The sequence below is a fragment of the uncultured Allobosea sp. genome (assembly GCF_945957345.1).
Taxonomy (GTDB): Bacteria; Pseudomonadota; Alphaproteobacteria; order Rhizobiales; family Beijerinckiaceae; genus Allobosea.
The window spans coordinates 30,708-54,038 of the sequence record NZ_CAMFKW010000028.1 but is presented as its reverse complement, the minus strand read 5'-3'; the positions used below and the strand labels follow the sequence as shown (position 1 = coordinate 54,038).

General features: G+C 67.3%; 26 protein-coding genes. 16 read left to right on the top strand and 10 right to left on the bottom strand.

The window, feature by feature from the left end; all coding sequences use genetic code 11:
* Positions 1–3: 3 nt before the first annotated feature.
* A complete protein-coding gene (locus Q0Q36_RS15105) occupies positions 4–744 on the top strand; it encodes a precorrin-2 C(20)-methyltransferase (protein ID WP_293799030.1) in 741 nt (246 codons plus the stop codon).
* A complete protein-coding gene (gene cobJ, locus Q0Q36_RS15100) occupies positions 741–1,532 on the top strand; it encodes a precorrin-3B C(17)-methyltransferase (RefSeq protein ID WP_293799029.1) in 792 nt (263 codons plus the stop codon). The genes Q0Q36_RS15105 and cobJ overlap by 4 nt, the downstream gene beginning before the upstream one ends.
* Here the strand turns inward: cobJ and Q0Q36_RS15095 are convergent.
* The gene (locus Q0Q36_RS15095; protein WP_293799028.1) at positions 1,475–2,239 is read right to left on the bottom strand and encodes a cobalt-precorrin-6A reductase; all 765 of its coding nucleotides are present in this window, start codon (positions 2,237–2,239) and stop codon (positions 1,475–1,477) included. The two genes, cobJ and Q0Q36_RS15095, sit on opposite strands and share 58 nt — an antisense overlap.
* On the opposite strand from Q0Q36_RS15095, the gene cbiE reads away from it, so the two are divergent.
* The 5 genes from cbiE to bluB are packed head-to-tail and all read left to right on the top strand — an operon-like array spanning position 2,238 to position 6,571.
* A complete protein-coding gene (gene cbiE / locus Q0Q36_RS15090) occupies positions 2,238–3,488 on the top strand; it encodes a precorrin-6y C5,15-methyltransferase (decarboxylating) subunit CbiE (RefSeq protein WP_293799026.1) in 1,251 nt (416 codons plus the stop codon). The genes Q0Q36_RS15095 and cbiE overlap by 2 nt on opposite strands.
* Positions 3,485–3,877 (top strand): cobalamin biosynthesis protein, encoded by a 393-nt coding sequence (locus Q0Q36_RS15085; RefSeq protein ID WP_293799024.1) that lies wholly within the window; start codon positions 3,485–3,487, stop codon positions 3,875–3,877. Before cbiE ends, Q0Q36_RS15085 begins: the two co-directional genes overlap by 4 nt.
* Positions 3,874–4,638: a precorrin-4 C(11)-methyltransferase gene (gene cobM, locus Q0Q36_RS15080; RefSeq protein WP_293799022.1), complete on the top strand. Its 765-nt coding sequence runs from the start codon at positions 3,874–3,876 to the stop codon at positions 4,636–4,638. The genes Q0Q36_RS15085 and cobM overlap by 4 nt, the downstream gene beginning before the upstream one ends.
* Positions 4,635–5,963: a cobyrinate a,c-diamide synthase gene (locus Q0Q36_RS15075; RefSeq protein ID WP_293799020.1), complete on the top strand. Its 1,329-nt coding sequence runs from the start codon at positions 4,635–4,637 to the stop codon at positions 5,961–5,963. Before cobM ends, Q0Q36_RS15075 begins: the two co-directional genes overlap by 4 nt.
* The gene (bluB, locus tag Q0Q36_RS15070; RefSeq protein WP_293799018.1) at positions 5,960–6,571 is read left to right on the top strand and encodes a 5,6-dimethylbenzimidazole synthase; all 612 of its coding nucleotides are present in this window, start codon (positions 5,960–5,962) and stop codon (positions 6,569–6,571) included. The genes Q0Q36_RS15075 and bluB overlap by 4 nt, the downstream gene beginning before the upstream one ends.
* A gap of 206 nt (positions 6,572–6,777) precedes the next feature.
* Here bluB and Q0Q36_RS15065 read toward each other — a convergent pair whose 3' ends face one another.
* A complete protein-coding gene (locus tag Q0Q36_RS15065) occupies positions 6,778–8,397 on the bottom strand; it encodes a caspase family protein (RefSeq protein ID WP_293799017.1) in 1,620 nt (539 codons plus the stop codon).
* 442 nt (positions 8,398–8,839) lie between these two features.
* Here Q0Q36_RS15065 and Q0Q36_RS15060 point away from each other — a divergent pair, with 442 nt between their 5' ends.
* The 5 genes from Q0Q36_RS15060 (at position 8,840) to Q0Q36_RS15040 (ending at position 13,623) form a co-directional block, all read left to right on the top strand.
* Positions 8,840–9,610 (top strand): ABC transporter ATP-binding protein, encoded by a 771-nt coding sequence (locus Q0Q36_RS15060; RefSeq protein ID WP_293799016.1) that lies wholly within the window; start codon positions 8,840–8,842, stop codon positions 9,608–9,610.
* Positions 9,597–10,343, top strand: a complete 747-nt coding sequence (locus tag Q0Q36_RS15055) for an ABC transporter ATP-binding protein (RefSeq protein WP_293799015.1) — start codon at positions 9,597–9,599, stop codon at positions 10,341–10,343. The genes Q0Q36_RS15060 and Q0Q36_RS15055 overlap by 14 nt, the downstream gene beginning before the upstream one ends.
* A 60-nt stretch (positions 10,344–10,403) precedes the next feature.
* On the top strand, positions 10,404–11,606 hold the full coding sequence (locus Q0Q36_RS15050) for an ABC transporter substrate-binding protein (protein ID WP_293799014.1): 1,203 nt from the start codon (positions 10,404–10,406) through the stop codon (positions 11,604–11,606).
* Positions 11,607–11,729: 123 nt separating this feature from the next.
* Complete coding sequence (locus Q0Q36_RS15045) at positions 11,730–12,617, top strand: branched-chain amino acid ABC transporter permease (RefSeq protein WP_293799013.1); 888 nt, start codon at positions 11,730–11,732, stop codon at positions 12,615–12,617.
* A 19-nt stretch (positions 12,618–12,636) separates the two neighbouring features.
* Positions 12,637–13,623, top strand: a complete 987-nt coding sequence (locus Q0Q36_RS15040) for a branched-chain amino acid ABC transporter permease (RefSeq protein ID WP_293799012.1) — start codon at positions 12,637–12,639, stop codon at positions 13,621–13,623.
* A 10-nt stretch (positions 13,624–13,633) separates the two neighbouring features.
* Here Q0Q36_RS15040 and Q0Q36_RS15035 read toward each other — a convergent pair whose 3' ends face one another.
* A complete protein-coding gene (locus tag Q0Q36_RS15035; RefSeq protein WP_293799011.1) occupies positions 13,634–14,164 on the bottom strand; it encodes a hydrolase in 531 nt (176 codons plus the stop codon).
* A gap of 130 nt (positions 14,165–14,294) precedes the next feature.
* Between Q0Q36_RS15035 and Q0Q36_RS15030 the strand changes: the two genes are divergently transcribed.
* The 3 genes from Q0Q36_RS15030 to Q0Q36_RS15020 all read left to right on the top strand — a co-directional run bounded on the left by Q0Q36_RS15030 (position 14,295) and on the right by Q0Q36_RS15020 (position 17,003).
* Positions 14,295–14,741 carry a MarR family transcriptional regulator gene (locus Q0Q36_RS15030; RefSeq protein ID WP_293799059.1) on the top strand — a complete coding sequence of 149 codons (447 nt, stop codon included), beginning with the start codon at positions 14,295–14,297 and terminating at the stop codon, positions 14,739–14,741.
* A 119-nt stretch (positions 14,742–14,860) separates the two neighbouring features.
* Positions 14,861–16,354, top strand: a complete 1,494-nt coding sequence (locus tag Q0Q36_RS15025; protein WP_293799010.1) for an MDR family MFS transporter — start codon at positions 14,861–14,863, stop codon at positions 16,352–16,354.
* Between the two features lie 88 nt (positions 16,355–16,442).
* Positions 16,443–17,003, top strand: a complete 561-nt coding sequence (locus Q0Q36_RS15020; RefSeq protein WP_293799009.1) for a DUF1269 domain-containing protein — start codon at positions 16,443–16,445, stop codon at positions 17,001–17,003.
* A gap of 144 nt (positions 17,004–17,147) precedes the next feature.
* Here the strand turns inward: Q0Q36_RS15020 and dapD are convergent, their stop codons facing one another.
* The 7 genes from dapD to Q0Q36_RS14985 form a co-directional block, all read right to left on the bottom strand.
* On the bottom strand, positions 17,148–17,990 hold the full coding sequence (gene dapD / locus Q0Q36_RS15015) for a 2,3,4,5-tetrahydropyridine-2,6-dicarboxylate N-succinyltransferase (protein ID WP_293799008.1): 843 nt from the start codon (positions 17,988–17,990) through the stop codon (positions 17,148–17,150).
* Between the two features lie 61 nt (positions 17,991–18,051).
* Complete coding sequence (gene cobF / locus Q0Q36_RS15010; RefSeq protein ID WP_293799007.1) at positions 18,052–18,810, bottom strand: precorrin-6A synthase (deacetylating); 759 nt, start codon at positions 18,808–18,810, stop codon at positions 18,052–18,054.
* Between the two features lie 53 nt (positions 18,811–18,863).
* Complete coding sequence (locus Q0Q36_RS15005; protein ID WP_293799006.1) at positions 18,864–19,181, bottom strand: hypothetical protein; 318 nt, start codon at positions 19,179–19,181, stop codon at positions 18,864–18,866.
* Positions 19,171–19,473, bottom strand: coding sequence for a hypothetical protein (locus Q0Q36_RS15000; protein ID WP_293799004.1), 303 nt, complete (start codon positions 19,471–19,473; stop codon positions 19,171–19,173). Before Q0Q36_RS15000 ends, Q0Q36_RS15005 begins: the two co-directional genes overlap by 11 nt.
* Positions 19,474–19,630: 157 nt before the next feature.
* Complete coding sequence (locus Q0Q36_RS14995; RefSeq protein WP_293799003.1) at positions 19,631–20,410, bottom strand: VOC family protein; 780 nt, start codon at positions 20,408–20,410, stop codon at positions 19,631–19,633.
* 24 nt (positions 20,411–20,434) lie between these two features.
* A complete protein-coding gene (locus Q0Q36_RS14990; protein ID WP_293799002.1) occupies positions 20,435–21,439 on the bottom strand; it encodes a TRAP transporter substrate-binding protein in 1,005 nt (334 codons plus the stop codon).
* A 47-nt stretch (positions 21,440–21,486) separates the two neighbouring features.
* Complete coding sequence (locus Q0Q36_RS14985) at positions 21,487–22,086, bottom strand: nitroreductase family protein (protein WP_293799001.1); 600 nt, start codon at positions 22,084–22,086, stop codon at positions 21,487–21,489.
* 306 nt (positions 22,087–22,392) lie between these two features.
* Between Q0Q36_RS14985 and Q0Q36_RS14980 the strand changes: the two genes are divergently transcribed.
* Positions 22,393–23,268, top strand: a complete 876-nt coding sequence (locus tag Q0Q36_RS14980) for an aldose 1-epimerase family protein (RefSeq protein ID WP_293799000.1) — start codon at positions 22,393–22,395, stop codon at positions 23,266–23,268.
* Positions 23,269–23,331: the final 63 nt, after the last annotated feature.

Below are 23,331 nucleotides of genomic sequence, written 5' to 3'. Positions count from 1 at the left end.
GCGATGAGCGGGACGCAGAAGACCCTGCTCTATGGTGTCGGGCTCGGCCCCGGCGCACCGGACCTGATGACGGTGAGGGCCCGCGAGATCATCGCCACCGCCGACCGTCTCGTGCATTTCTGCAAGCGCGGCCGACGCGGCAATGCCCGCGGCACGGCGGACGCGATCATCGCGCCCGACCCGGCCCGCGAGATCGAGCTCGCCTTCCCAGTGACGGTAGAGGCCAGCGTCGGCGAGCCCGATTATGACCGGCCAATCGCAGCCTTCTATGAGGAGGCGGCCGAGCGCCTCGCCACCGAAATGCAGGCCGGGCGGACGCTCGCGGTGCTCTGCGACGGTGATCCGTTCTTCTACGGCTCCTTCATGCATCTGTGGCGGCGGCTCAGCCATCGCTTCCCGACCGAGGTCGTGCCAGGCGTCACCGGCATGACCGGCGCCTGGGGCGAGGCCGGCGCGCCGATCACCTGGGGCGACGACGTCATGACCGTGCTGCCCGGCACGCTGCCGGAAGCCGAGCTTGCGCGGCGCCTCGCCGATACCGATGCCGCCGTGATCATGAAGCTCGGCCGCAACCTGCCGAAGGTGCGCCGCGCGCTCGTGGCGGCCGGGTTGGAAGGGCGGGCGATCTATGTCGAGCGCGCGACCATGGCGCGGCAGGTCGTGGCGCGACTCGCCGACAAGGCCGATGACGAAGCGCCCTATTTCGCGATGGTACTGGTGCCCGGCGAAGGACGGCGCCTGTGACGGGCTCGCTCACGATCGTCGGGCTCGGCCCGGGCGCGGCGGAGTGGATCACGCCAGCGGCGCAGGCCGCGCTCGATGCCGCAACCGACATCGTCGGCTATGGCCCCTATGTCGACCGGGTGCCGGAGCGTGCCGGATTGACCAAGCATGCTTCCGACAATCGCGTCGAGGTCGAGCGCGCTTCACATGCGCTGCAACTGGCGGCGGAAGGCCGGACAGTCGCGGTGGTCTCGGGCGGTGATCCCGGCGTCTTCGCGATGGCTGCGGCGGTGTTCGAGGCGCTGGACGCCGGGCCGGCGGAATGGCGCGCGCTTCCGATCACGGTCGAACCCGGCATCACCGCGATGCTGGCGGCAGCAGCGCGGGCCGGCGCGCCGCTCGGCGGGGATTTCTGCGCGATCTCGCTCTCCGATAATCTGAAGCCCTGGGAGGTCGTGACGGCGCGGCTCGAAGCGGTGCTCGCTGCCGATCTGGTGATCTGCCTCTACAATCCGATCTCGAAGGCGCGGCCCTGGCAACTCGGCAAGGCATTGGAATTGGCAGCCAAGCATCGTGACGCGACGACGCCAGTGCTGTTCGCCCGCGCCGTCGGGCGGTCGGACGAAAGCCTGCGCATCCTGACGCTGGCAGAAGCTGTCGCCGTAGCGACTACGGCCGACATGGCGACGCTAGTGATGATCGGAGCTTCGAGCACGCGGCTGATCGCCCGCGAGGGCGCCGCGCCTTACGTCTACACGCCGCGTTCGGTGGCAAAGAGCCCTTGCGCCACCAGCCAGGGCAGGACCTGATCGATATGATCGACGGTCTCGACATCGGGCTTGGGCGGGCGCTCCACCATCACGACCGGCAGGGAGAGCCGGCGCGCCGCCACGAGCTTGCCGACCGTCGCAGGACCGCCCGAATTCTTGCTGACGAGAACCTCGACGCCCTCACGGCGCATCAGATCCTCCTCGTCGTCGACGTCGAAGGGACCGCGCTGCTGGATCACGTCGACATGCGGCACGGGCAGGCGATCGCCAATCGGCTCGATCGCGCGCACAAGATAGCGGTGCTGGGGGGCTTCGGCGAAGGCCGGCAGTTCCAGGCGACCGACCGTGAGGAAGACGCGCCGCGGCTCATTGCCCAGCGCCTGTGCGGCGGCCTCGACATCCGGCACGGATTTCCAGCGGTCGCCGGCGCGTGGCTTCCAGGATTCGCGGCGGATCGCCAGCAGCGGCACGCCCTCGGCCTTGCAGGCATGCTCGGCATGGAAGGGCATGATCGCCGCGAACGGATGCGTCGCATCGACGACGGCGACGATGCCTTCCTCGACCAGATAGCGCCTCAGGCCTTCGACGCCGCCGAAGCCGCCGGTGCGGACCGGCAGGTTGGTCGGGCGGGGGTCGACGGTGTGGCCCGCCAGCGAGATAATGGCGCGGATATCGGGAGCCTGATCAGCCAGATGCTGGTCAAGCGCAGCAGCTTCGGTCGTTCCGCCGAGAATGAGGACGGTCATGTCGCCAGTTTTGCGTGAATCGGATGTTCTGTCGAGCCATGAGGCGCCGACCCCCTGGCTCTCGCTGATCGGCCTCGGCGAGGACGGGGCCTCGGGGCTCTGCCGCGAGGCACTGGCAGCGTTGAACGAGGCCGAAATCGTCTTCGGCGGGGAGCGACATATCGCGCTCGTCGGCTCCGTGCCGGGCGAACTCAGGCCCTGGCCGCAGCCCTTCCGCAACGCGCTGCCGCAAATCCTCAAAGAGCGCGGCCGTAAGGTCTGCGTGCTCGCGACCAGCGACCCGTTCCACTACGGCATCGGCAACAGCATCAGCCGGGCGATCCCCGCAGAGGAGATGCGGATCATCCCGCAGCTCTCCTCGTTCTCGATGGCCTGCACGCGAATGCGCTGGCCGCAGGAGGAATGCGCGCTGGTCTCGCTGCATGGCCGCACGCTCTACCGGATCGTGCCGCATCTCCAGCCGGAAGCCCATATCCTGGCCCTCTCCTGGGACGAGACGACGCCGCGGGCCGTCGCCGAGCTGATGACTGCGCGCGGCATGGGCGCGAGCCGCATCGTGGTGATGGAATCGCTCGGCGGGCCGCAGGAGCGTATCCGCGAATGCCGCGCAGATGCCTTCGACCTGAACGACATCGTCCCGCTCAACCTGATCGCGGTCGAGGTCGCGGCGACCCGTGACTCGCGCATCCTGCCGCTGGCGCCGGGGCTGGACGAAGAATGGTTCGCTCATGACGGGCAGATCACCAAGTCCGAAATCCGGGCGATCACGATCTCGGCACTCGCCCCACGTGGCGGCGAATTGCTCTGGGATGTCGGTGCGGGCTCGGGCTCGGTCGCCGTCGAATGGTGCCAGCGCCATCTGCGCAACCGCGCCGTCGCCTTCGAGGCCAAGGCGGAGCGAGTCGAGCGCATCAAGCGCAACAAGCTCGAGCTCGGCGGTCTCTCCGTCGAGGTCACCGGGGAGGCACCGGCCGGCTTCGTTGGGCGCGAGGCGCCGGATGCGGTGTTCATCGGCGGCGGCCTGACCGAAGAAGGTCTGTTCGACGCGGCCTGGGCGGCGCTGAAGCCGGGCGGGCGGCTCGTGGCCAATGTCGTGACGATCGAGGGCGAGGCGAAACTCGCCGCGCTCCATGCCGAGCATGGCGGTTCCTTACGCCGCATCTCGATCGACCGGCTTGCGCCCGTCGGCGGCAAGCATGGCTGGCGCCCGGCGATGCCGGTGACCCAGTGGCGGGTCGAGAAGCCTTGAGCGCGGGCCGCCTCGTCGCCGGCATCGGCATCAGGCCCGGCACGGAGGCCGCCGATATCCTGGCCTGCCTCGACCAGGCCCTGGCGAGCGCCGGGCTTGCGGGTGCGCCGACGCCGCGTTTCGCCACGCTGGCGAGCCGCATGGCCGAGGCCGGCATGGTTGCTGCCGCGACCGAACGCGCCGCAGAACTCGTCGCCATCCCCGACGAGGCCCTGAGAGGCTTCGAAGCCGCCTGTGCGACGCGCTCGACCCGGATCGCCTCGCTCTACGGCGTCGGCTCGGTAGCGGAGGCTGCGGCGCTCGCTGCGGCCGGCCCCGGCGGCGAACTGGTGCAGCCGCGCATCGCAACCGCGCGCGTGACCTGCGCGCTCGCCAGAAGCCTCGCATGACCATCCATTTCATCGGCGCCGGGCCCGGCGCGCCCGATCTCATCACCTTGCGCGGGCGCAACCTCATCGCCGCCTCGCCCGTCTGTCTCTACGCGGGTTCGCTGATCCCCAAGGCGATGCTCGACTGGTGCCCGCCGGGCGCACGCATCGTCGATACCGCCCCGCTTGATCTCGATGCGATCATCGCCGAGATGGAGGCCGGGCATCGCGCCGGGCAGGACGTCGCGCGGCTGCATTCCGGCGATCTCTCGATCTGGAGCGCTTGTGGCGAGCAGATGCGCCGGCTGGACCGATCAAGCATCCCCTATACGGTGACGCCCGGCGTGCCGGCCTTCGCTGCCGCTGCCGCCGTGCTGAAGCGCGAGCTCACCTTGCCGGGCATGGCGCAATCGTTGGTGCTGACGCGCACCTCGGGCCGCGCCTCGGCCATGCCCGAGAAGGAAAAGCTCGCGACCTTCGCCGCAGCGGGCGCGACGCTGGCGATCCATCTCTCGATCCATGTCGTCGAGCAGGTCGTGGCGGAGCTGACGCCGTTCTACGGCGCCGATTGCCCGGTCGCGGTGGTGTTCCGCGCGACATGGCCGGACGAGACCGTGCTGCAAGGCAGGCTCGCCGACATCGCCGAAAAGGTTCGTGCCAGCGCGCTTGAGCGTACCGCGCTGATCCTCGTCGGGCCCGCGCTGGCCGCCGACGATTTCGGCGAGAGCGCGCTTTATTCGATCGATTACGACCGCCGTTTCCGGCCGCGGGGCGGACAATGAGCGCGCGCGGACTGCTCATCGCCGCGCCGCGCTCCGGCTCCGGCAAGACGACGATCACGCTCGGGTTGCAGCGCGCGCTGACACGACGCGGCCTGACCGTGCGCGGACTGAAATGTGGGCCGGACTATATCGACCCGGCCTTCCATGCCGCCGCAACGGGCGCGCCCAGTGCCAATCTCGACAGCTATGCCATGACGGACGGGCTGCTCGGTCGGATCGCGGGCGAGGCGGCCGATGCCGCCGATATCATCATCGCCGAGGGCTCGATGGGCTTGTTCGATGCCGTGCCCGGACCGGAAGGCCATACCGGCGCCAGCGCCGATATCGCCGCGCTGACCGGCTGGCCGGTCGTGCTCGTCATCGACGTTTCCGGGGCGGCGCAATCCGTGGCAGCGGTCGCGCTCGGCTGCAAACTCTACGATCCACGTATCCGCGTCGCCGGCGTGATCCTGAACAAGGTCGCGAGCGCCCGGCATGAACGCCTCGTGCGGCAGGGCATGGAACATATCGGGCTGCCCGTTCTGGGCACGCTCCCGCGCGAGGCGAGCCTGATCCTGCCCGAGCGCCATCTCGGGCTGGTCCAGGCCGGCGAGACCGCCGATCTGCATGCAAGGCTCGATGCGCTGGCAGAAGCCGTCTCGAAGGCCGTCGATCTCGATGCCGTGATCGCTGCTGCCGGCACCACGTCGCTTCCGGACGCGGCCGGCGACAGCACTCCGCCCCTGCCCGCGCCGGGCCGGCGGATCGCCATTGCCCGCGATGCCGCCTTTTCCTTCGTCTATCCGCATGTCGAGGCGGGCTGGCGCGCGGCCGGCGCGGAACTCGTGCCGTTCTCGCCGCTCAAGGATGAGGCGCCGCCGGAGGCTTGCGACGCCTGTTGGCTGCCGGGCGGCTATCCGGAGCTGCATGCCGGCACGATCGCGGCAGCGAGCCGCTTCCTCAAAGGTCTACGCGCCTTCGCCGCAACCCGGCCGGTGCATGGCGAGTGCGGCGGCTACATGGTGCTGGGGCGCCGCATGACGGATGCCGATGGTGTTGCGCACGAGATGGCCGGACTGCTCTCGGTCGAAACGTCCTTCGCGAAGCGGAAGATGAACCTCGGCTATCGCCGGGCCATTCTGGAGGCGGATGGCCCGCTCGGACCCGCGGGTACGGCGCTGACCGGGCATGAATTCCACTATGCCAGCATTGTCGCGCAAGGAGAGGATCCGCCCTTCGCGGTGGTGACCGATCCGCATGGCTCGGCCCCCGCTCCCGCCGGCAGCCGCGGCGGGTTGGTAACGGGCTCGTTCTTCCACGCCATTGCGACAGCGGGTTCGGCGTGAGCCAGCCGCCGGTCTTCGATGCGGCTTTCGCCCGGCAGTTCGAGGAGTTGCTGCGCTGGCGGCGCGATGTCCGGCGGTTCAAACGCGATCCGCTTCCGGCTGAATTGATCGAGGCGCTGCTTGCACAGACAAAACTCTCTCCTTCCGTTGGACATTCGCAGCCCGGGCGCTGGATCCCTGTCGCGGATCCGGCGCAGCGCGCGGCCGTGCAGGAGAGCTTCGGCCACTGCAATGCGGATGCGCTTTCATCCTATGAGGGTGAGCGGGCGGCGCTCTATGCCCGGCTGAAGCTGGAAGGATTGCGGGAGGCGCCGATGCAATTCGCCGTGTTCTGCGACCATGGCACCGCGCGCGGTCACGGCCTCGGCCGGCGGACCATGCCGGAAATGCTGGATTATTCGGTGGTCGCGGCGATCACGCAATTCTGGCTCTCGGCGCGCATCCACGGGCTCGGCGTCGGCTGGGTCTCGATCCTTGATCCCGACGAGATCGCCAAGGCCCTCAAAACCCCGTTAGACTGGAAGCTCATCGCCTATCTCTGCATCGGCTGGCCCGAGGAGGAATGTGACGAGCCCGAACTGGTCAGGGCCGGCTGGGAGCGCAGCTGAGCATCAGTTTTTCGCTACCGACAGGCCGGCGAGATCCCGACGCAGGCCGATCGAAGTCAGCATCGCCAGAAGGGCAAGCGCCGCCACGAGCCCGGCGGCGCTTTCAAGGCTTTGTGCTGCGCGTTAGGCCATTCTGCCCTGGGCCGAAACGAAAAGGCCGGCCCGAGGGGCCGGCCTTGCCGATCATGGGAACGGAGGACGGTGCCTCAGCGCCGGAAGCCGCCACCGAGCACGCCACCGAGCGCGCCGCCGACGATGCCGCCGAAGATGGCGGCGCCAGTGCTGTCATTGGCATCGCCTTCACGCGTCCGGACACGGCCCTGGTAACCGGTGCTGGTCGTGCCGCGGCGCGCGGTGGTGGTCGTGCCCTGGTAGGTTTCGCCACGTTCGCGGGCGAGGTCGCGCTTGTACATCTCGTCGCCCTCATAGCTGTTGACGCTGCGCGTGCCCTTGCCGTTCGGCTGACCGTCGCCAGCCGCCTTGGTGCTGCGCTTCTTCTCGGCCGCAGCCTTCTCCTCGGCGATCGCCGCCTGGTAGGCCGTCTCGCTCTGGGCCCGGAGAGCGCTGACCTGCATCGCGGTCAGGAAGCCGGTTTCCGGGATGCTGCGCGACTTCTGCCAGGCCTGGATCGCCTTGCGATGGCTCGGACCGAAGGTCGCGGCAGCCTTGCCCGGCTGGAAGCCGCTGACACGCAGGCGGGTCTGCACCTCGCGCCGATCCTTGGCCTCGAGCTTCATCGCGGTCTCGGTCTGCGCTGTGCCGATCTCCTTCTTCAGCGCCTCGTCATTGACACCCGGAGGGGTCGCGAGGAAGCCGGCGGCCGGCTTCGCCGCTTCGAGGCTGGCGAGGCGGTTGCGGGCGAAGGTGGCGAACTGGCCCGACGGGAAGGCGTCGAGATAGGCGCGGTAATCGCTGGCGGAATTGCCGCGCTCGGCGACTTCCCAGGTCTTGATGTCGATCTGGGCGCGATCGAGCGAGGGGGCGGCCGGCATGGCCGGCATCGGCACGGCGGCGTCGATGGTCTTGGTCGCGGCCACGCCCGGATCGACCGAAGCGAGCTTCAGCGTCGGGTTCAGCTTGAACTCGCCGATGATCGAGGAATTGGTCCAGGGCTTCTGCTTCTTGCCGGTCGCTTCCCAGACATCGGCGCGCACACGGTCCATAACCGTGGTGATCGACACTTCCGGCGTCTCGATATGCTTCAGCAGCGCGCTGGTGAAGGGGCTGTTGCCATCGCGCTCGCCATCCAGGGCGGTTGCGCGCGGATCGGTCGCGAAGGCGATCAGGATGCCGGAGGCCGACTGCGTCTCGATCGCGGTCAGGCCGCGGGTGACGGCGCGCGACTTCGCCGCGAGCTGGGCCGCGAAGGGATTGTCGCGGCAGGCGTCGAGGATGACGATGTTGACGCGCTCGTCGCGCTGCATCTGGCGCAGCACGAGCTGGATATTCACCGCCCGGAAATCGAGATCGGCTTCCGAACGCAGCGAGGCATCGACGGGGATCAGGTAGTTCTCGTCGCCGACGGCGATGCCGTGACCGGCATAGTAGACGAGGCCGGCCTTGGCGCCGTCGAGCTTCTGCGCGAACTCGCGCACGATGCCCGTCATCTCGTCCATCTTGAGGTCGTAGCCTTCGACGACATCGAAGCCGAGGCGCTTCAGCGCGGCCGAGATGCCCTTGGCATCGCGCTGCGGGTTGGCGAGCGGCGGCACCGACGTATAGGCGCTGTTGCCGATGACGAGCGCGACGCGCCGCTCGGGCACGGCCGCGGATGAAGGCGAGGCCAGCGCCACCGCTGAGAGCACCAGCGCAAAGGCAACAGCCATTCGGGCACGGAACCCCGGAACCAGAGACGCGAAGTTCAAGACAACCTCCCCAATTCGGCAATCGGCTGCGCGCCTGCAAAGGTCGGCGCAGCGCAAGATCAAAAAACAAGGCAGCAATAAGGACGAAAGATGGCTGCCATTTTCTACCGCAACACGCCCCGGTGGTAAACCGGGACATCACCTTCGTCGCGCGAGCCCCGGCGTCGGTTCAAACTCCTCCGGCAAATCGCGGGCCCGCCCGCAAAGATCGGGCGGCTGCGCAGCGCTCTGCGTCCTCCATTCGCAGGATACTGCGGCATAAGACAAAGGGATGAGAGCGCGTCCGCCAAGACCGCTTTGAAACCTGTCAGCGTTGACTTATGCCGAGAGCGCGGTGCAGCATGACATGCAAGGGGAACCGCACAAACAAGAAAGATAAAGCTGATGAAGGCTGGCAATCGGCATGTCTGAGGACACTATTCTTTCGACCTCAGGTCTTACCAAAGAATTTGCCGGCTTTACAGCTGTGAACGGCGTCGACCTTCGCGTGCGCCGGGGCTCTATTCACGCTTTGATCGGCCCGAACGGCGCCGGCAAGACGACCTGTTTCAACCTGTTGACGAAGTTCCTCGCGCCTACACGCGGTTCGATCATCTATAACGGTCGCGACATCACCCGCGAGAGGCCGGCCGAGATTGCCCGGCTCGGCCTCGTCCGCTCCTTCCAGATCTCGGCGGTGTTCCCGCAGCTCTCGGTGCTGACCAATGTCCGCATCGCCCTGCAGCGGCGCAAACGCGGCGATTCGTTCGATTTCTGGCGCTCGGAGCGGTCGCTCAAGGAACTCGACGCCGAGGCGCGCAGCCTCGTCGAGGCCGTCGGCCTCACCCCCTTCCTCGGCCTCACGGCGGGCGAACTCTCCTACGGACGCAAGCGCGCGCTGGAGATCGCGACGACGCTGGCGCTCGACCCCGAGATGCTGCTGCTCGACGAGCCGATGGCCGGCATGGGCCGCGAGGATGTCGACCGCATCGCGGCGCTGATCCGCAAGATCTCGGCCAACCGCACCATCCTGATGGTCGAGCACAATCTCTCGGTCGTCGCCTCGCTCTCGGACCGCATCACCGTGCTGGCGCGCGGCCAGGTGCTGGCGGAGGGCGACTACGCCACCGTCTCGAAGGATCCGCGCGTGGTCGAGGCCTATATCGGCTCGGGAGGCGGACATGGCCACCACTGAAGCGCTGAAGACCCCCATGGCTGCCGCCGGTGCCGCCCCGCTGCTCAAGGTGCGCGGGCTCGAGGCCTGGTATGGCGAGAGCCATGTCCTGCACGGCATCGATTTCGACGTCGCGCCTGGCGAGGTGGTGACGCTGCTCGGCCGCAACGGCGCCGGCAAGACCACGACGCTGAAATCGATCATGGGCGTGATCGGCAAGCGCAAGGGCTCGGTCGTGCTGGAGGGCAAGGAGACGATCGCCCTGCCCTCGCGCGCCATCGCCCGGCTCGGCATCGGCTTCGTGCCGGAGGAGCGCGGCATCTATTCCTCGCTCTCGGTCGAGGAGAACCTGATGCTGCCGCCGCAGGTCCGGCCCGGCGGGCTCTCGCTCGATGCGATCTTCACGCTCTTCCCCAATATCAAGGAGCGCCTGAAGAGCCAGGGCACCAAGCTCTCCGGCGGCGAGCAGCAGATGCTGGCGATCGGACGCATCCTGCGCACCGGCGCGCATCTGCTCCTGCTCGACGAGCCGACCGAGGGTCTCGCCCCCGTCATCATCGAGCAGATCGGACGGACCATCGCGAAGCTGAAGCAGGAAGGCTTCACCATCATCCTGGTCGAGCAGAACTTCCGCTTCGCCCAGACGGTGGCGGACCGGCACTATGTGGTCGAGCAAGGCAAGGTGATCGACATGATCCCGAATGCCGAGCTCGACGCCAATATCGACAAGCTGCATCGCTATCTCGGCGTCTGAAGCAGCGCGATCCACCAGAACAACGCCGGCTCGCCCGGCATCGACAGAGGGAGAACGATCATGAAGCTGAAGACGTTTCTCGTGACCACGGCACTTGCGACCCTGATGGCGGTTCCCGCGCTCGCCCAGCAGATCTCGATCAAGGCCGGCGTGCTGAACGACCGCTCCGGCCTTTATGCCGACCTCGCCGGCGAAGGCTCGGTCGTCGCCGCGCGCATGGCGGTCGAGGACTTCAAGGCGGCCGACAAGGGCATCAAGGTCGAGATCGTTTCGGCCGACCACCAGAACAAGCCCGATGTCGGCTCGACCATCGCCCGGCAGTGGTACGACCAGGACGGCGTCGACCTGATCCTCGACGTGCCGACCTCCTCGGTCGCGCTGGCGGTCAGCCAGATCACCAAGGAAAAGAACAAGATCAACATCAATTCCGGCGCCGGCTCCTCGGATTTGACCGGCAAGGCCTGCAACGCCAACACCATCCACTGGACCTACGACACCTACGCGCTGGCGCAGGGCACCGGCGGCGCCATGGTGAAGGCCGGCGGCGACAGCTGGTTCTTCCTGACCGCCGACTACGCCTTCGGGCACGCGCTGGAGCGCGACGCCACCGCCACCATCACCAAGGCCGGCGGCAAGGTGCTGGGTTCGGTCAAGACGCCGTTCCCGGGCACCGACTTCTCCTCGTTCCTGCTGCAGGCGCAGGCTTCCAAGGCCAAGGTCATCGGCCTCGCCAATGCCGGCAGCGACACCACCAACGCGATCAAGCAGGCGGGCGAGTTCGGCATCGTCGCCGGCGGCCAGAAGCTCGCGGGCCTGCTCGTCTTCATCAGCGACGTCCATGCGCTCGGCCTGCAGGCGGCGCAGGGCCTGGTCCTGACCGAGTCGTTCTACTGGGATCGCGACGATGGCACCCGCGCCTGGTCGGAGCGCTTCGCCAAGCTCAATGGCGGCAAGAAGCCGACCATGGTGCAGGCCGGCGTTTATTCCGGCTTCCTGCACTATCTGAAGGCGGTCGAAGCGACGAAGAGCAAGGATACAGCCACCGTCATGGCCAAGATGAAGGAGATGCCGACGGACGATCCGCTGTTCGGCAAGGGCTCGATCCGTCCCAACGGCCGCAAGATGCACGACATGTATCTCTACGAGGTCAAGAAGCCGTCGGAATCGAAGGGCCCGTGGGACTACTACAAGCAGATCTCGGTCCTGCCGGCCGAGCAGGCCTTCCAGCCGCTGGCCGAGACGGGCTGCTCGCTCGTCAAGTGACGCGCGCCTGAAGCCCGGCGCGCCCGGGCTTCGAATCCTTCGGCGCCGTTCCGGCTCTGCTGCAAGGCAGGGGCGGAACGGCGGACGAGGTTCCGCAAGACCTCCAGATGATCTGAGTCCCGCATGTTCGAGCTTCTCGGAGTCCCGCCCCAGGCGCTGTTCGGCCAGGTCCTTCTCGGCCTGATCAACGGCTCGTTCTACGCCATCCTCAGCCTCGGGCTGGCGGTGATCTTCGGGCTGCTCAACATCATCAATTTCAGCCATGGCGCGCAGTACATGATGGGCGCCTTCGTCGCCTGGATGTGCCTGAACTATCTGGGTTTGAACTATTGGGCGGCGCTGCTGCTGGCGCCGATCATCGTCGGCGCGACCGGCGTCGCGATCGAGCGATTGCTGCTGAAGCGCATCGCCCATCTCGACCATCTCTACGGCCTGCTGCTGACCTTCGGCCTAGCGTTGATCATCCAGGGCCTGTTCCGCAACCAATACGGCTCGTCAGGCCTGCCCTATGCCATTCCGCCGCAGCTCGCCGGCGGCCAGAATCTCGGTTTCATGTTCCTGCCGAACTACCGGGCGTGGGTGATCGCCGCCTCGCTGGTCGTCTGCCTCGGCACCTGGTTCCTGATCGAAAAGACCAAGCTCGGCGCCTATCTGCGCGCCGCGACCGAGAACCCGACCCTGACCCAGGCCTTCGGCATCAACGTGCCGCTGCTGGTGACGCTGACCTATGGCTTCGGCGTGGCACTCGCGGCCTTCGCCGGCGTGCTCGCCGCACCGATCTATTCGGTCAATCCCAACATGGGCGGCGACCTCATCATCGTCGTCTTCGCGGTCGTCGTCATCGGAGGCATGGGCTCGATCATGGGCGCGATCGTCACCGGCTTCTCGCTCGGCCTGATCGAGGGCCTGACCAAGGTGTTCTACCCGGAGGGCGCCGCGACCGTGATCTTCGTCATCATGGTGCTGGTGCTGCTGGTGAAGCCCGCCGGCCTGTTCGGCCGCGCGGCCTGACGCAAGCAAGGACAACGACATGACCGACCTTGCCTCCACGGAAGCCGCCGGCGTCGCCCTCAGCGAGACCGACGACAGCACCGCGCGCCTGCACCGCAACCTGTTCATCGCCATCGCCGCGGTGCTCGTGGTCGCGCCCTTCGTTGCCTATCCCGTCTTCGTGATGAAGGTGCTCTGCTTCGCGCTGTTCGCGCTCGCCTTCAACCTGCTGCTCGGCTATGGCGGCCTGCTCTCCTTCGGCCACGCCGCCTATTTCGGCATGGCGAGCTATGTCTCGGCCTATACCGCCAAGAACTGGGGGCTGACGCCGGAACTCGCGATCCTGTTCGGCACCGCCGTCGGCGCCCTGCTCGGCCTCGTCTTCGGCGCGCTCGCGATCCGGCGGCAAGGCATTTACTTCGCCATGATCACCTTGGCGCTGGCGCAGATGGTGTTCTTCTTCTCGCTGCAGACGCCGCGCTTCACCGGCGGCGAGGATGGCATCCAGGCCGTGCCGCGCGGCAAGTTCCTCGGGCTGATCAGCCTCGCCGACGACCGCGCGCTCTACTGGCTCGTCGCCGCCATCTTCATGGGCGGGCTCCTACTGATCTACCGCATCATCCACTCGCCCTTCGGCCAGGTCTGCAAGGCGATCCGCGACAACGAGCCCCGCGCCATCTCGCTCGGCTACCGCGCCAACCAGTACAAGCTCGCCGTCTTCGTGCTCTCCGCCACGCTGGCGGGGCTTGCCGGCGCGACCAAGGCGATCGTCTTCCAGCTGGCCTCGCTCACCGACGTCTACTGGACGATGTCCGGCGAGGTCGTGCTGATGACGCTGGTCGGGGGCTTAGGCACCGTGTTCGGGCCGATCGTCGGCGCGCTCGTCATCGTCGCGATGCAGAACTATCTTGCGACGCTCGGCGCCTGGGTCACGGTCGTCCAGGGCGTGATCTTCGTGCTCTGCGTCCTGCTCTTCCGCGAGGGCATCGTCGGCGTCATCGCCAAGGCGATCAAGAAGCCGCTCTGACGATCTCCCTTTAGCGGATCAGCCTCGACACCGTCCGGAACTGCGGATGGTCAGCGCTCCGCAGCCATTCGAACAGCACCATCTCGGTGGTGACGATCTCGGCGCCGTGGCTCGCCATGCGGCTCAACGCGATCTCGCGGGATTCCGGCGCGCGCGAGCCGATGGCATCGGCGACCACGACGACGCGACGGCGATGCTCCAGGAGCGTCAGCACGGTCTGGCCGACGCAGACATGCGCCTCGCAGCCGCAGACCACCAGCTCGCGATCTCCCGCCACGGCCTCGAGGAAGGCCGGCTCGGCACAGGCGTCAAAGCTCATCTTGGTCACAGGCCGGCCGACCTCCGCCAGGGCCGGCACCGTCGTGCCAAGGCCGCGCGGATATTGCTCGGTCAGGACCGCGGGCACATCGAGCAGGCGCGCCGCCTCGGCCAAGCGCCCGGCATTGAGCAGCACCGTCTCGCCGTCATGGATCGCCGGCATCAGCTTCTCCTGGAAATCGATGACGACCAGCATCGCGTTCTTCGCGGTGAGCAGCGGCATGACCGGCCTTCCTCTTCACGCGGTTCGAGGATTTCATCGCGCTCCAGGGTCTCAGCATCGTCAACCGACGTCGAGACCCTGCGACCGAGCTTCGCTTGACTTGCCTAACGGCAGTCAACATTCAGATGCGATGGACGGCAAACCGATCGTTCCCTTCGCGACGACGCTGCATGTGCGCGACCATTGCCTCTGCCTGCATGTGCAGCGCGCGGCGCGGACGCTGGCGCGCCGTTTCGACGAGGCGCTGCGGCCGGTCGGGCTGACGAACGGCCAGTTCTCGCTGATGATGGCGCTGAACCGACCTGTTCCGGCCTCGTTCGGCCCGGTTGCGGAATTGCTGGCGATGGACCGCACGACGCTCACCGCCGCGCTGAAGCCGCTGCAACGGCGCGGATTGGTCAATATCGCGGTCGACCCCGGCGATCGCCGCAGCCGGCTGCTGACACTGACATCTGACGGCATGGCGCTGCTCGCCGCCGCCGTTCCGATCTGGCAGCGAACGCATGAGGCTATCGAAGGCGCCATGCCCGATGCCGCACCGGACATGCTGCGCGACACGTTGCGCAGCCTGGGTTGACGCCTGGCGGCCTGCCCCGCCCATGCCGCAGAGCCGTCCCACCAATACGACTCTGGCGCATAACGCCCGGTCTCGCTACCCTCATGCCATTCCCCAGACGCAAGCAAGATCGCAATTCCATGGACAAGCGGCTCGACAGCCCAACGCAGGCCGCAGCGATGAAGCCGGCGGATATCCGCTCGACCCTGATCGGGGTCATGCTGGCGATGTTCCTCGCCGCGCTCGACCAGACGATCGTCGCGACCGCGCTCCCGACGATGGGGCGCGAGCTCAACGACGTCACGCATCTCTCATGGGTCGTGACGATCTACCTGCTCGCCTCGACCGCGGTCACGCCGCTCTACGGCAAGCTCGCCGATATCCACGGGCGGCGGGTGATGATGCTGGCCGGCATCGTCGTCTTCGTGATCGGCTCGATCGCCTGCGCGCTGGCACCGTCGCTCTGGCTGCTCGTCATCGCGCGATTCGTACAGGGAATGGGTGGCGGCGGGCTGATCGCGCTCGCCCAGACCATCGTCGGCGACATCGTGCCGCCCAAGGAACGCGGCCGCTATCAGGTCTATTTCGCCAGCGTCTTCATGTCGTCTTCGCTGCTCGGCCCGGTGCTGGGCGGCTTTCTCGCGGAAAAGCTGCACTGGTCGGTGATCTTCTGGATCAACCTGCCGCTCGGGCTCGGCGCCTACTGGATGTCGAGCGAAGCGCTGAAACGCCTGCCGCGCCACGAACGGCCCCACAAGCTCGACGTGCTCGGCGCCATGCTGATGACGCTGGCGACGGTATCGCTGCTGCTCGCCCTGTCCTGGGGCGGCACCGCCTATCGGTGGCGCTCGCCGGAGATCGCGGGCCTCGTCGCCGCCTCGCTTGCCTTCTGGAGCCTGTTCGCCTGGCGCCTGCGCCGGGCGGCCGAGCCGTTGATCCCCCTCGACGTCTTCAGTAACGGCGTCGTTCGGCGCGGAACGGTGGCGGCCGGCTTCGGCATGGGCACCTTCATCGGCCTCACCATCTACCTGCCGCTCTATTTCGAGACGGTGATGGGGATGAGCGCGACCCATTCGGGCCTCGGCCTGCTGCCGCTGACCTGTGGCACCGTCGTCGGCTCGACCTTCTCCGGCCGGGCGATGTCGCATCTCACCCATTACAAGCGCGTGCCGACGACGGGGCTCGTCGTCGCGCTGACCGGTACGGCGGTGCTCGCAGCCTTCTCCGGCCAGATCCCGCTCCTGCCCTTCTGCGCGATCCTCGCCGTGGTCAGCACCGGCCTCGGCACGTTGCTGCCCGTCGCGACGGTGTCGATTCAGAATTCCGTGCAGTCGCACCAGCTCGGCACCGTGACGGCGGTCGCCAATTTCTTCCGCCAGATCGGCGGCGCGCTGATCGTCGCCGTCTTCGGCGCGATCGTGCTCGGCGGCGTCGGCGGAGCGGGAGCGCAGCTCTCGCCGGAGTCGCTGAAGCTCGGTACTGTCGACCGCGAAACCATGGTGGCGCTGTTCCGCTATGTCTTCGGCGCCGCGAGCCTGGGCTTCGCCTTCGCGCTGCTGTCGTTCACACGGATGGAGGAGCGGCCTCTGCGCGGCCGGGCGGTGGAGGCCGCGAAGGCGATCGGCGGCGAATAGCGGAACTCGGAGCATCGGCGGCGCGTTGCCATGATCCCGTCACCCGCGCGGACCAGCATGCCGGCATCAGCAGCAGGAGTTCCCCGCCATGTCCGATCTCGTCGTCATCGTCTATCCGACCGAGGCCCGCGCCGAGGAGATGCGCCAGAAGTTGATCGGCCTGCAGAAGGAATACCTGATCGAAATCGGCGATGCCGCAATCGCGGTGATGCACGAGGGCGGAAAGGTGAAGCTGAACCAGCTCCTGAACACGACCGCGATGGGCGCCGTGTCCGGCTCGTTCTGGGGGCTGCTGATCGGCGCGATCTTCCTGATGCCGATCTTCGGTGCGGCGCTCGGAGTCGCCTCCGGCGCGCTCGGTGGCGCCCTGACCGATTACGGCGTCGACGACAAGTTCATGAAGGATCTCGCCGGCAGCCTGCAGCCCGGCAATGCGGCGCTGTTCGTGCTGGTCAAGAAAGTGACAGGCGACAAGGTGCTGGAAGCGATCCGCGGCACCGGCGGCACCGTGCTCAAGACCTCGCTCGACCGCTCGCAGGAACAGAAGCTGCGCGACGCGCTGGCCGATGCGCATAGCGTGGAGCCTGTGACGCAGAACCCGCCCGAGCCTTATCCGCAGGGTACCGGCGCACCTTCGCCGGTGGGTTGAGACCCAGCCACTCACCCAACAACGTCATTCCGGACAAGCCGCGGAGCGGCACCGATCCGGAATCCATCGCAAGGCACTGCGCTCAACGATGGATTCCGGGTTTCCGCTTCGCCGCGCCCGGAATGACGGCGCGATGTGGTGAATTCAGTCGCGCAGCAGCTCGTTGATGCCGGTCTTGGAGCGCGTCTGCGCGTCGACCGTCTTGACGATGACGGCGCATGAGAGCGACGGGCCCGGCGTGCCGTCCGGGAAGGGCTTGCCCGGCAGCGAGCCCGGCACCACCACCGAATAGGGCGGCACCTTGCCGACATGGACCTGGCCGGTGGCGCGATCAACGATCTTGGTCGAGGCCGAGATGAAGACGCCCATCGAGAGCACCGAGCCCTCGCCGACGATCACGCCCTCGACGACCTCGGAACGGGCGCCGATGAAGCAGTTGTCCTCGATGATGGTCGGGTTGGCCTGCAGCGGTTCGAGCACGCCGCCGATGCCGACGCCGCCCGAGAGATGCACGTTCTTGCCGATCTGGGCGCAGGAGCCGACCGTCGCCCAGGTATCGACCATGGTGCCGCTATCGACATAGGCGCCGATATTGACGAAGGACGGCATCAGCACGACGCCGGACGCGATGAACGAGCCCTTGCGCGCTGCGGCCGGCGGCACGACGCGGAAGCCGGCGGCGCGGAAGCGGTTCTCGCCCCAGCCCTCGAACTTCGAGGGAACCTTGTCCCAGAACACGCCCTCGCCGGGGCCGTTGGCCATGATGACGTTGTCGGTCAGGCGGAAGGAGAGCAGCACCGCCTTCTTCAGCCACTGATGCACCACCCAGTCGGCACCCTGCTTCTCGGCGACGCGGACCTGGCCGGCATCGAGCATCTCGATCGCCTGCTCGACCGCCTCGCGCACCGCGCCTTTGGTCTGGACGCCGATCTCGGCCCGGTTTTCCCAGGCGGCGTCGATGGTCTGGTTGAGATCGGCGAGGGACATCAGGTGGCTCCGGCGCTTCCAGAAAGATCGGCGCGAGCGATGGCGGATGCAGGCGGCTGCGTCAAGCCGAACAACGGCGCAGCAGATAGGTATCCATGATCCAGCCATGCCGGGCGCGGGCCTGCGCCCTGACCTCGGCGATCTCAGCTGAGAGTTCGCTGAGTGGGCCGGCGCGCAGGATTTCGTCGGGCGTGCCGAGATAGGCGCCCCAATAAATGTCGAGCCCGGCGGGATCGATCGTGCCGAAGGTCTGCTCACCGTCGAGCATGACGACGACGCTGTCCTGATCGGCCGGGAAGCCCGCCATCAGCCGGCGCCCGGTGGTGATCAGGATCGGCGCGCCGATCGTGTTGAGCGGAACGCGGTGGCGCGCGGCCAGAACCTGGACGCTGCTGATGCCGGGATAGACCTGCCAGTCGAGGCCAAGGCCGGAGGCGGCGACGCGCTCCATGATGCGCAAGGTGGAATCGTAGAGCGCCGGGTCGCCCCAGACGAGCAGCGCGCCGGTCTGGCCATCCTGCAATTCGGTTTCGAACAGGGCGCGGTAGCGGGTGGCGATGCGCTCATGCCAGTCATCGACGACGCCATGGTAATCGCTGCCGGCTTCGGCACGGCGCGGGATTTCGACAGGAACCGTGCGGTAACCGGGCGTGCGGATGAAACGGGCGCAGATCGCCTCGCGCAGGGCGCGCAGTGCGGCCTTCTCCTCGCCCTTGTCGGGGATGAACAGGATATCGGCGCGGTTCAGCGCCTCGATCGCCTCGATCGTCATATGGTTGGGATTGCCGGCCCCGATGCCGATGATGAGGATGTTGCGCATGCGGCTCCGCCGGTTTGCGGCGGCTTAGCATGGCCGGCGCACGGAATGCGAGATCAGGCCCGGCCGAGCACGACCATGCGGGCGAGATCAACCTGGGGCGTTGGCGCCGCACTCAGCGCGAGCGTCGTCTGAAGCGCCTCCAGATCCGCCTGGAGGCGCGGATGCCAGCCGCAAGGGCATGGCTGGTCACCGCAATGAGCATCCGCCACCTCTCTGTAGACAGAACCGACCGCTGCCGCCGCCAACTCGATCAGGGCGAGCGGCGGCAGGCGAGTATCGCGAAGCACGGCGCAAAAAGCTGTCATGACTGCTTCCCGGATATCCGCCCGGGCGGTCTCCAACGCTTCGGCGCTCCCCTGATCAGGCTGCACGTTCGATGCCCTTGATGGCGGCATGGAGGCGGCGCTGTGGCCCTTGAATGGGCCTGGGTCCCTGCGGGAGCTTGGGTCCCTGCTCCGGCAAGGTGACCGCAAGCAGCTCCACGAGCCGCTGCATATGCGGCGGCAAGGCCGCATCGGCGTCAAGATCGCCCGGTCCTTTGGCCAACGCGAGCGCCCGGCGCAGTTCCGGCCGGCTCGCACCGGTACGGACAATCTCGCGGATGATGATTTCGTCGATGCGGCCAATCGCGGCCGCGACATCGACCTCTGTGACGCCACCCATTCGGACCCTCCGTCGGCTGATTCACTGATCGCGACGGAGAGATAGGCGCGCCAGCGATTCGACGCAAGGCCTTGTTATTACTACATAAATAGAACTATTTTAAGGTAACGGGCCACTCTCGCCTGCGAGCGTGACCGCATCGTGACGGCGCCAGCGGCTAGACGTCGCGGACGATCTCCAAGCGCGCGCCATGGGCCAGGCCATCGTCGATGCGGGCATCTTCGGGGCCATAGAAGGAGATGGCACAGACGCCCTGTCCGCGGCGGACCAGATGCTCGCCAAGGCTTGCTGCAGCGGGACCATGCGGCTCCGTCAGCGACAGCGTCTGCCGGCCGATGCGAAACTGCGCGATCCCGAAGCCGAGCCCCGGCACGCCACCCACAGCGATCGGCTCGCGCCCGAGCAGGGCGCGATAGCGGGCGACCGATGTCGCGAGATCCTGCACCGCCACAGTGACGCCGGCGACCCCGGTCACACCATTGGCGTGGCGGCGGCCCGGTCCTTCGGGAACGCGCAGGCCGCGCGGCGTGACATCGGTGCAGAGGAAAGGGATATCCGGCTCGGGCGGGCGGGCCGAGCGCCATGCGATCCGCGTGCCGTCGGGCTGGAGCCGGCCGCCGTCGATCGGGCCGTCCATGACGATGCCGGCGGCGCGCGCACGGGCGAGATCGGCATCGAGATCATCCGGCAGCACGGCAAAGTCGACAAGGCCGGGGCCGGCGCGGTCCAGCACCTGCCACCAGCGGAAATCCGGCACCGGGCGCGGGAAGGCGATGATTTCGAGATAGGCACCGTCCGCTAACACGACCAGCGCGTTGCGGGAGCCGCGCGGATGCTCGCCGCCGGGCAGCACGGTGAAGCCGAGCGTAGTGTAGTCGCGGATGGCCGCGTCCAGATCGGTGACGGCGATGACGATATGGTCGATCGAAAGCGGCATGGTCTCGTCCCGTTGGCGCTGGTGTCAGGGACTATCGGCGATGGCCTCGATTCCCGCCATGCCCCCGAATTGCGGCGCAAAACTTTCCCAGACCTTGCGCCCGCCCGCCAGCCAGCCGGCGCGATCTTCAGCTGGCACGACCTTGCCGCCCTCGGCTTTGGCACGGGCCATCGAGGCCTCTTCGTCAGCCAGCATCAATTCATCGAAATAGGCGATGCCTTCGGCCACCGCTGCGGTCAGCGCCTCGCGATCCTGCGGTGCCAGCGCCTTCCAGAAGGACCCAGCGAAGATCATGACGCCGCTCGCCCAGATATGCCCGGTCTCGATCAGGACGGGCACGACCTCGTACAAGCGGAAACCGGCATAGGCCGATTTGGTCAGGTCCATACAGTCGACCACCCCGGTCTGCAGGGCGTTGTAGGTCTCCGGGATCGGGATCGGCGTCGGATGGGCGCCCAAGCCCGACCAGAGCGCGGTATGGAGCGGGCTCTGGATCACGCGGATGCGCTTGCCCTTGACCGAGGCGGGAGTGGTCAGCGGTTCCTTCGCAAGGAGATTGCGGGCGCCGTAATTGATGAAGCCGGGCACGACAAAGCCCTGCGCCTGATAGAGGCCCTTGAGTTGCGTCCCCAACGGCCCCGCCAGCACGCGCGCGAGGTGGCCGCGATCGCGGAACAGGAATGGCAGGTCGAGGATCTGGCCCGCGGGCACCCAGCCGGAGAGCGAAGACACGGTCGAGAGCGCCGCCTGGATCGAGCCGAGGCGCAGGCCTTCGGCCACTTCTTTCTCGCCGCCGAGCGCGGCATTCGGCACGATGCGCAGGTCGAAACGGCCGGGCGCAGTGCGGTTGAGGATCTCGGCGATCCGCCGCCAGACCTTCGTCTCCGGCTTGTCCTCGCCCATCAGCGAGGCCACGGTCACAGGCCTGCCGGCCGCCAAGGCACGTCGGCTCTTGAGGATAGCAGGCGCAGCGAGCGTACCGACAGCGAAGTCACGGCGGGTGATCAAGGCGTGCCTCCTCAGGCGCATGCAGCGGGATCGCGCGAAACGCGTCCCGCTGCAAGAGGCGACTGCGCTCAGCCGGCGAAGACGCCCTCGAAGGCGGTGGTGCTGATCGGATTGCGCTGGCTCGGCGTCTCGCGTGCCTGCAAGGCCTCCGGCAATTGCGCCTTGTCGCCGGGCTTGCCGATGGCGACGGCCGCCTCGACGCGATAACCCGCCGGGAGCCTCAGAACCTCGGGTGCCCGGGCGTGATCGAAGCCGACCATGCCGTGCGCCTGCCAACCCAGCCGCACCGCCTGCAGGGCGAGATTGGCCCAGGCCGCGCCGGCATCGAAGGAGTGGCTGTAGGAGGGCACCTCCTCGGTCTTGCCGGGAACAGCCATGGTCTCCTTCGAGACGATGAAGACGAGAGCCGCCGCATTCTTCGCCCATGACTGGTTGAACTCGTTGAGCAGGCCGAGCAGCGCCGGCCAATGGTCCGTGCCGCGCCGGGCATAGACGAAGCGCCAGGGCTGCGAGTTGTAGGAGGACGGCGCCCAGCGCGCCGCTTCGAACAGGGCTTTCAGCCCGTCCTCCGTGATGATCTCGTTGGTGAAGGCGCGCGGCGACCAGCGCTCGAGAAAGAGCGGATCGATGGCATGGTCGGCGGTGCGGTTGTTGGCGGTCTTGGTCATCGGTGGTCCTGAATATGGGCAGTAGCGGCAGGAGTGGCCGCGAAGGCACTATTCCCCTGAGGTCATCGGTAGGATCGGCATCCCACTCAGCCCCGTCAAGGAATGGGAATTCTCTAGAAAGTCCTGTTTCTGCAAAGCTTTTCTGCCTGCCGGCGCCTCAAGAGAGGATACGTCTATCGCATAACGAGCTCGTTGAGCGCCATCACTCTTGCGTGAAACGCATATCATATCGGGCCAGCTTCCAACGCGGTGGATTCATCCGACGCCGATCGGCTATCCCCGGAGGAGCTGCCGACGGAGACGATGATGACCGAGACCCACGAGATTGCCTCCGGCCAGTTGCGCGCGACGATCAGGGCACAGGGCGGCGAATTGATCGCGCTTTCCGATGCGAACGGTCCCGCGCTCTGGAATGGCGGGCCGGACTGGCCACGCCATGCACCGGTGCTGTTCCCGATCGTGGGGCGGCTCAGCGATGACACGCTGATCCATCAGGGGCGCTCCTATCGGCTGACACAGCATGGCTTCGCACGCGACAGCCTGTTCTCATGGGTCGAGCGCAACGCGGACAGGGCCGTGCTGGAGTTGCGGGAGAGCCCGGAGACGCTGGCGATCTATCCGTTCCGGTTCGTGCTGCAGATGATTTACGAAGTCGCCGGCGACACGCTGACAGTTACGTCGCGGGTCAGCAATCCGGCCGACGTGTCCTTGATATGCGGCGTCGGTGCGCATCCAGCCTTTCTCTGGCCGCTGACCGAGGGCGTCGCGAAACAAGCCCATCGCCTGGCTTTCCCGGAGAAGGAGCCGGGCCAGGGCCGCGGTGTCGAGGCTGGCCTGCTCACCCGCCCGATCCCGCTGCCCTTCGAGGGCAAGGCGCTCGATCTCGATGAGAGCCTCTTCGTCAACGATGCGATCGTGATCCCGGATACGGCGAACCGCTCGGTGCGCTTCGCCGCGCTCGACGCATCAGGGCAGGAGGCTCGCGCCCTGACCGTGAGCTGGGAGGGCTACAAGGACCTCGGCATCTGGTCGAAACCGACAGGCGCGCCGTTCCTGTGCATCGAGCCCTGGTACAGCATGGCGAGCCCCGCCGGCTGGCAGGGCGAAATCGCAGACAAGCCCGGCATCCTCAGGCTGGCGCCGGGCGAGAGCCGCGATTTCGTCTGGCGGGCGACGCTGTAGAGCAATGCCGCAATTCCCTGAAGCGCGGCATTGCTCCAAGTCTTTGTCTTAACGCATTTTCTT

Bases quoted from the DNA above. Each gene is read 5' to 3' on its own strand.
- Q0Q36_RS15105 (WP_293799030.1), top strand. From the start codon at position 4: ATGAGCGGGACGCAGAAGACCCTGCTCTATGGTGTCGGGCTCGGCCCC.
- cbiE (WP_293799026.1), top strand. From the start codon at position 2,238: ATGTCGCCAGTTTTGCGTGAATCGGATGTTCTGTCGAGCCATGAGGCG.
- Q0Q36_RS15095 (WP_293799028.1), bottom strand. From the start codon at position 2,239: ATGACCGTCCTCATTCTCGGCGGAACGACCGAAGCTGCTGCGCTTGAC.
- cobM (WP_293799022.1), top strand. From the start codon at position 3,874: ATGACCATCCATTTCATCGGCGCCGGGCCCGGCGCGCCCGATCTCATC.
- Q0Q36_RS15075 (WP_293799020.1), top strand. From the start codon at position 4,635: ATGAGCGCGCGCGGACTGCTCATCGCCGCGCCGCGCTCCGGCTCCGGC.
- Q0Q36_RS15065 (WP_293799017.1), bottom strand. From the start codon at position 8,397: ATGGCTGTTGCCTTTGCGCTGGTGCTCTCAGCGGTGGCGCTGGCCTCG.
- Q0Q36_RS15060 (WP_293799016.1), top strand. From the start codon at position 8,840: ATGTCTGAGGACACTATTCTTTCGACCTCAGGTCTTACCAAAGAATTT.
- Q0Q36_RS15055 (WP_293799015.1), top strand. From the start codon at position 9,597: ATGGCCACCACTGAAGCGCTGAAGACCCCCATGGCTGCCGCCGGTGCC.
- Q0Q36_RS15050 (WP_293799014.1), top strand. From the start codon at position 10,404: ATGAAGCTGAAGACGTTTCTCGTGACCACGGCACTTGCGACCCTGATG.
- Q0Q36_RS15045 (WP_293799013.1), top strand. From the start codon at position 11,730: ATGTTCGAGCTTCTCGGAGTCCCGCCCCAGGCGCTGTTCGGCCAGGTC.
- Q0Q36_RS15040 (WP_293799012.1), top strand. From the start codon at position 12,637: ATGACCGACCTTGCCTCCACGGAAGCCGCCGGCGTCGCCCTCAGCGAG.
- Q0Q36_RS15035 (WP_293799011.1), bottom strand. From the start codon at position 14,164: ATGCCGCTGCTCACCGCGAAGAACGCGATGCTGGTCGTCATCGATTTC.
- Q0Q36_RS15030 (WP_293799059.1), top strand. From the start codon at position 14,295: ATGGACGGCAAACCGATCGTTCCCTTCGCGACGACGCTGCATGTGCGC.
- Q0Q36_RS15025 (WP_293799010.1), top strand. From the start codon at position 14,861: ATGGACAAGCGGCTCGACAGCCCAACGCAGGCCGCAGCGATGAAGCCG.
- Q0Q36_RS15020 (WP_293799009.1), top strand. From the start codon at position 16,443: ATGTCCGATCTCGTCGTCATCGTCTATCCGACCGAGGCCCGCGCCGAG.
- dapD (WP_293799008.1), bottom strand. From the start codon at position 17,990: ATGTCCCTCGCCGATCTCAACCAGACCATCGACGCCGCCTGGGAAAAC.
- cobF (WP_293799007.1), bottom strand. From the start codon at position 18,810: ATGCGCAACATCCTCATCATCGGCATCGGGGCCGGCAATCCCAACCAT.
- Q0Q36_RS15000 (WP_293799004.1), bottom strand. From the start codon at position 19,473: ATGGGTGGCGTCACAGAGGTCGATGTCGCGGCCGCGATTGGCCGCATC.
- Q0Q36_RS14995 (WP_293799003.1), bottom strand. From the start codon at position 20,410: ATGCCGCTTTCGATCGACCATATCGTCATCGCCGTCACCGATCTGGAC.
- Q0Q36_RS14990 (WP_293799002.1), bottom strand. From the start codon at position 21,439: ATGCGCCTGAGGAGGCACGCCTTGATCACCCGCCGTGACTTCGCTGTC.
- Q0Q36_RS14985 (WP_293799001.1), bottom strand. From the start codon at position 22,086: ATGACCAAGACCGCCAACAACCGCACCGCCGACCATGCCATCGATCCG.
- Q0Q36_RS14980 (WP_293799000.1), top strand. From the start codon at position 22,393: ATGACCGAGACCCACGAGATTGCCTCCGGCCAGTTGCGCGCGACGATC.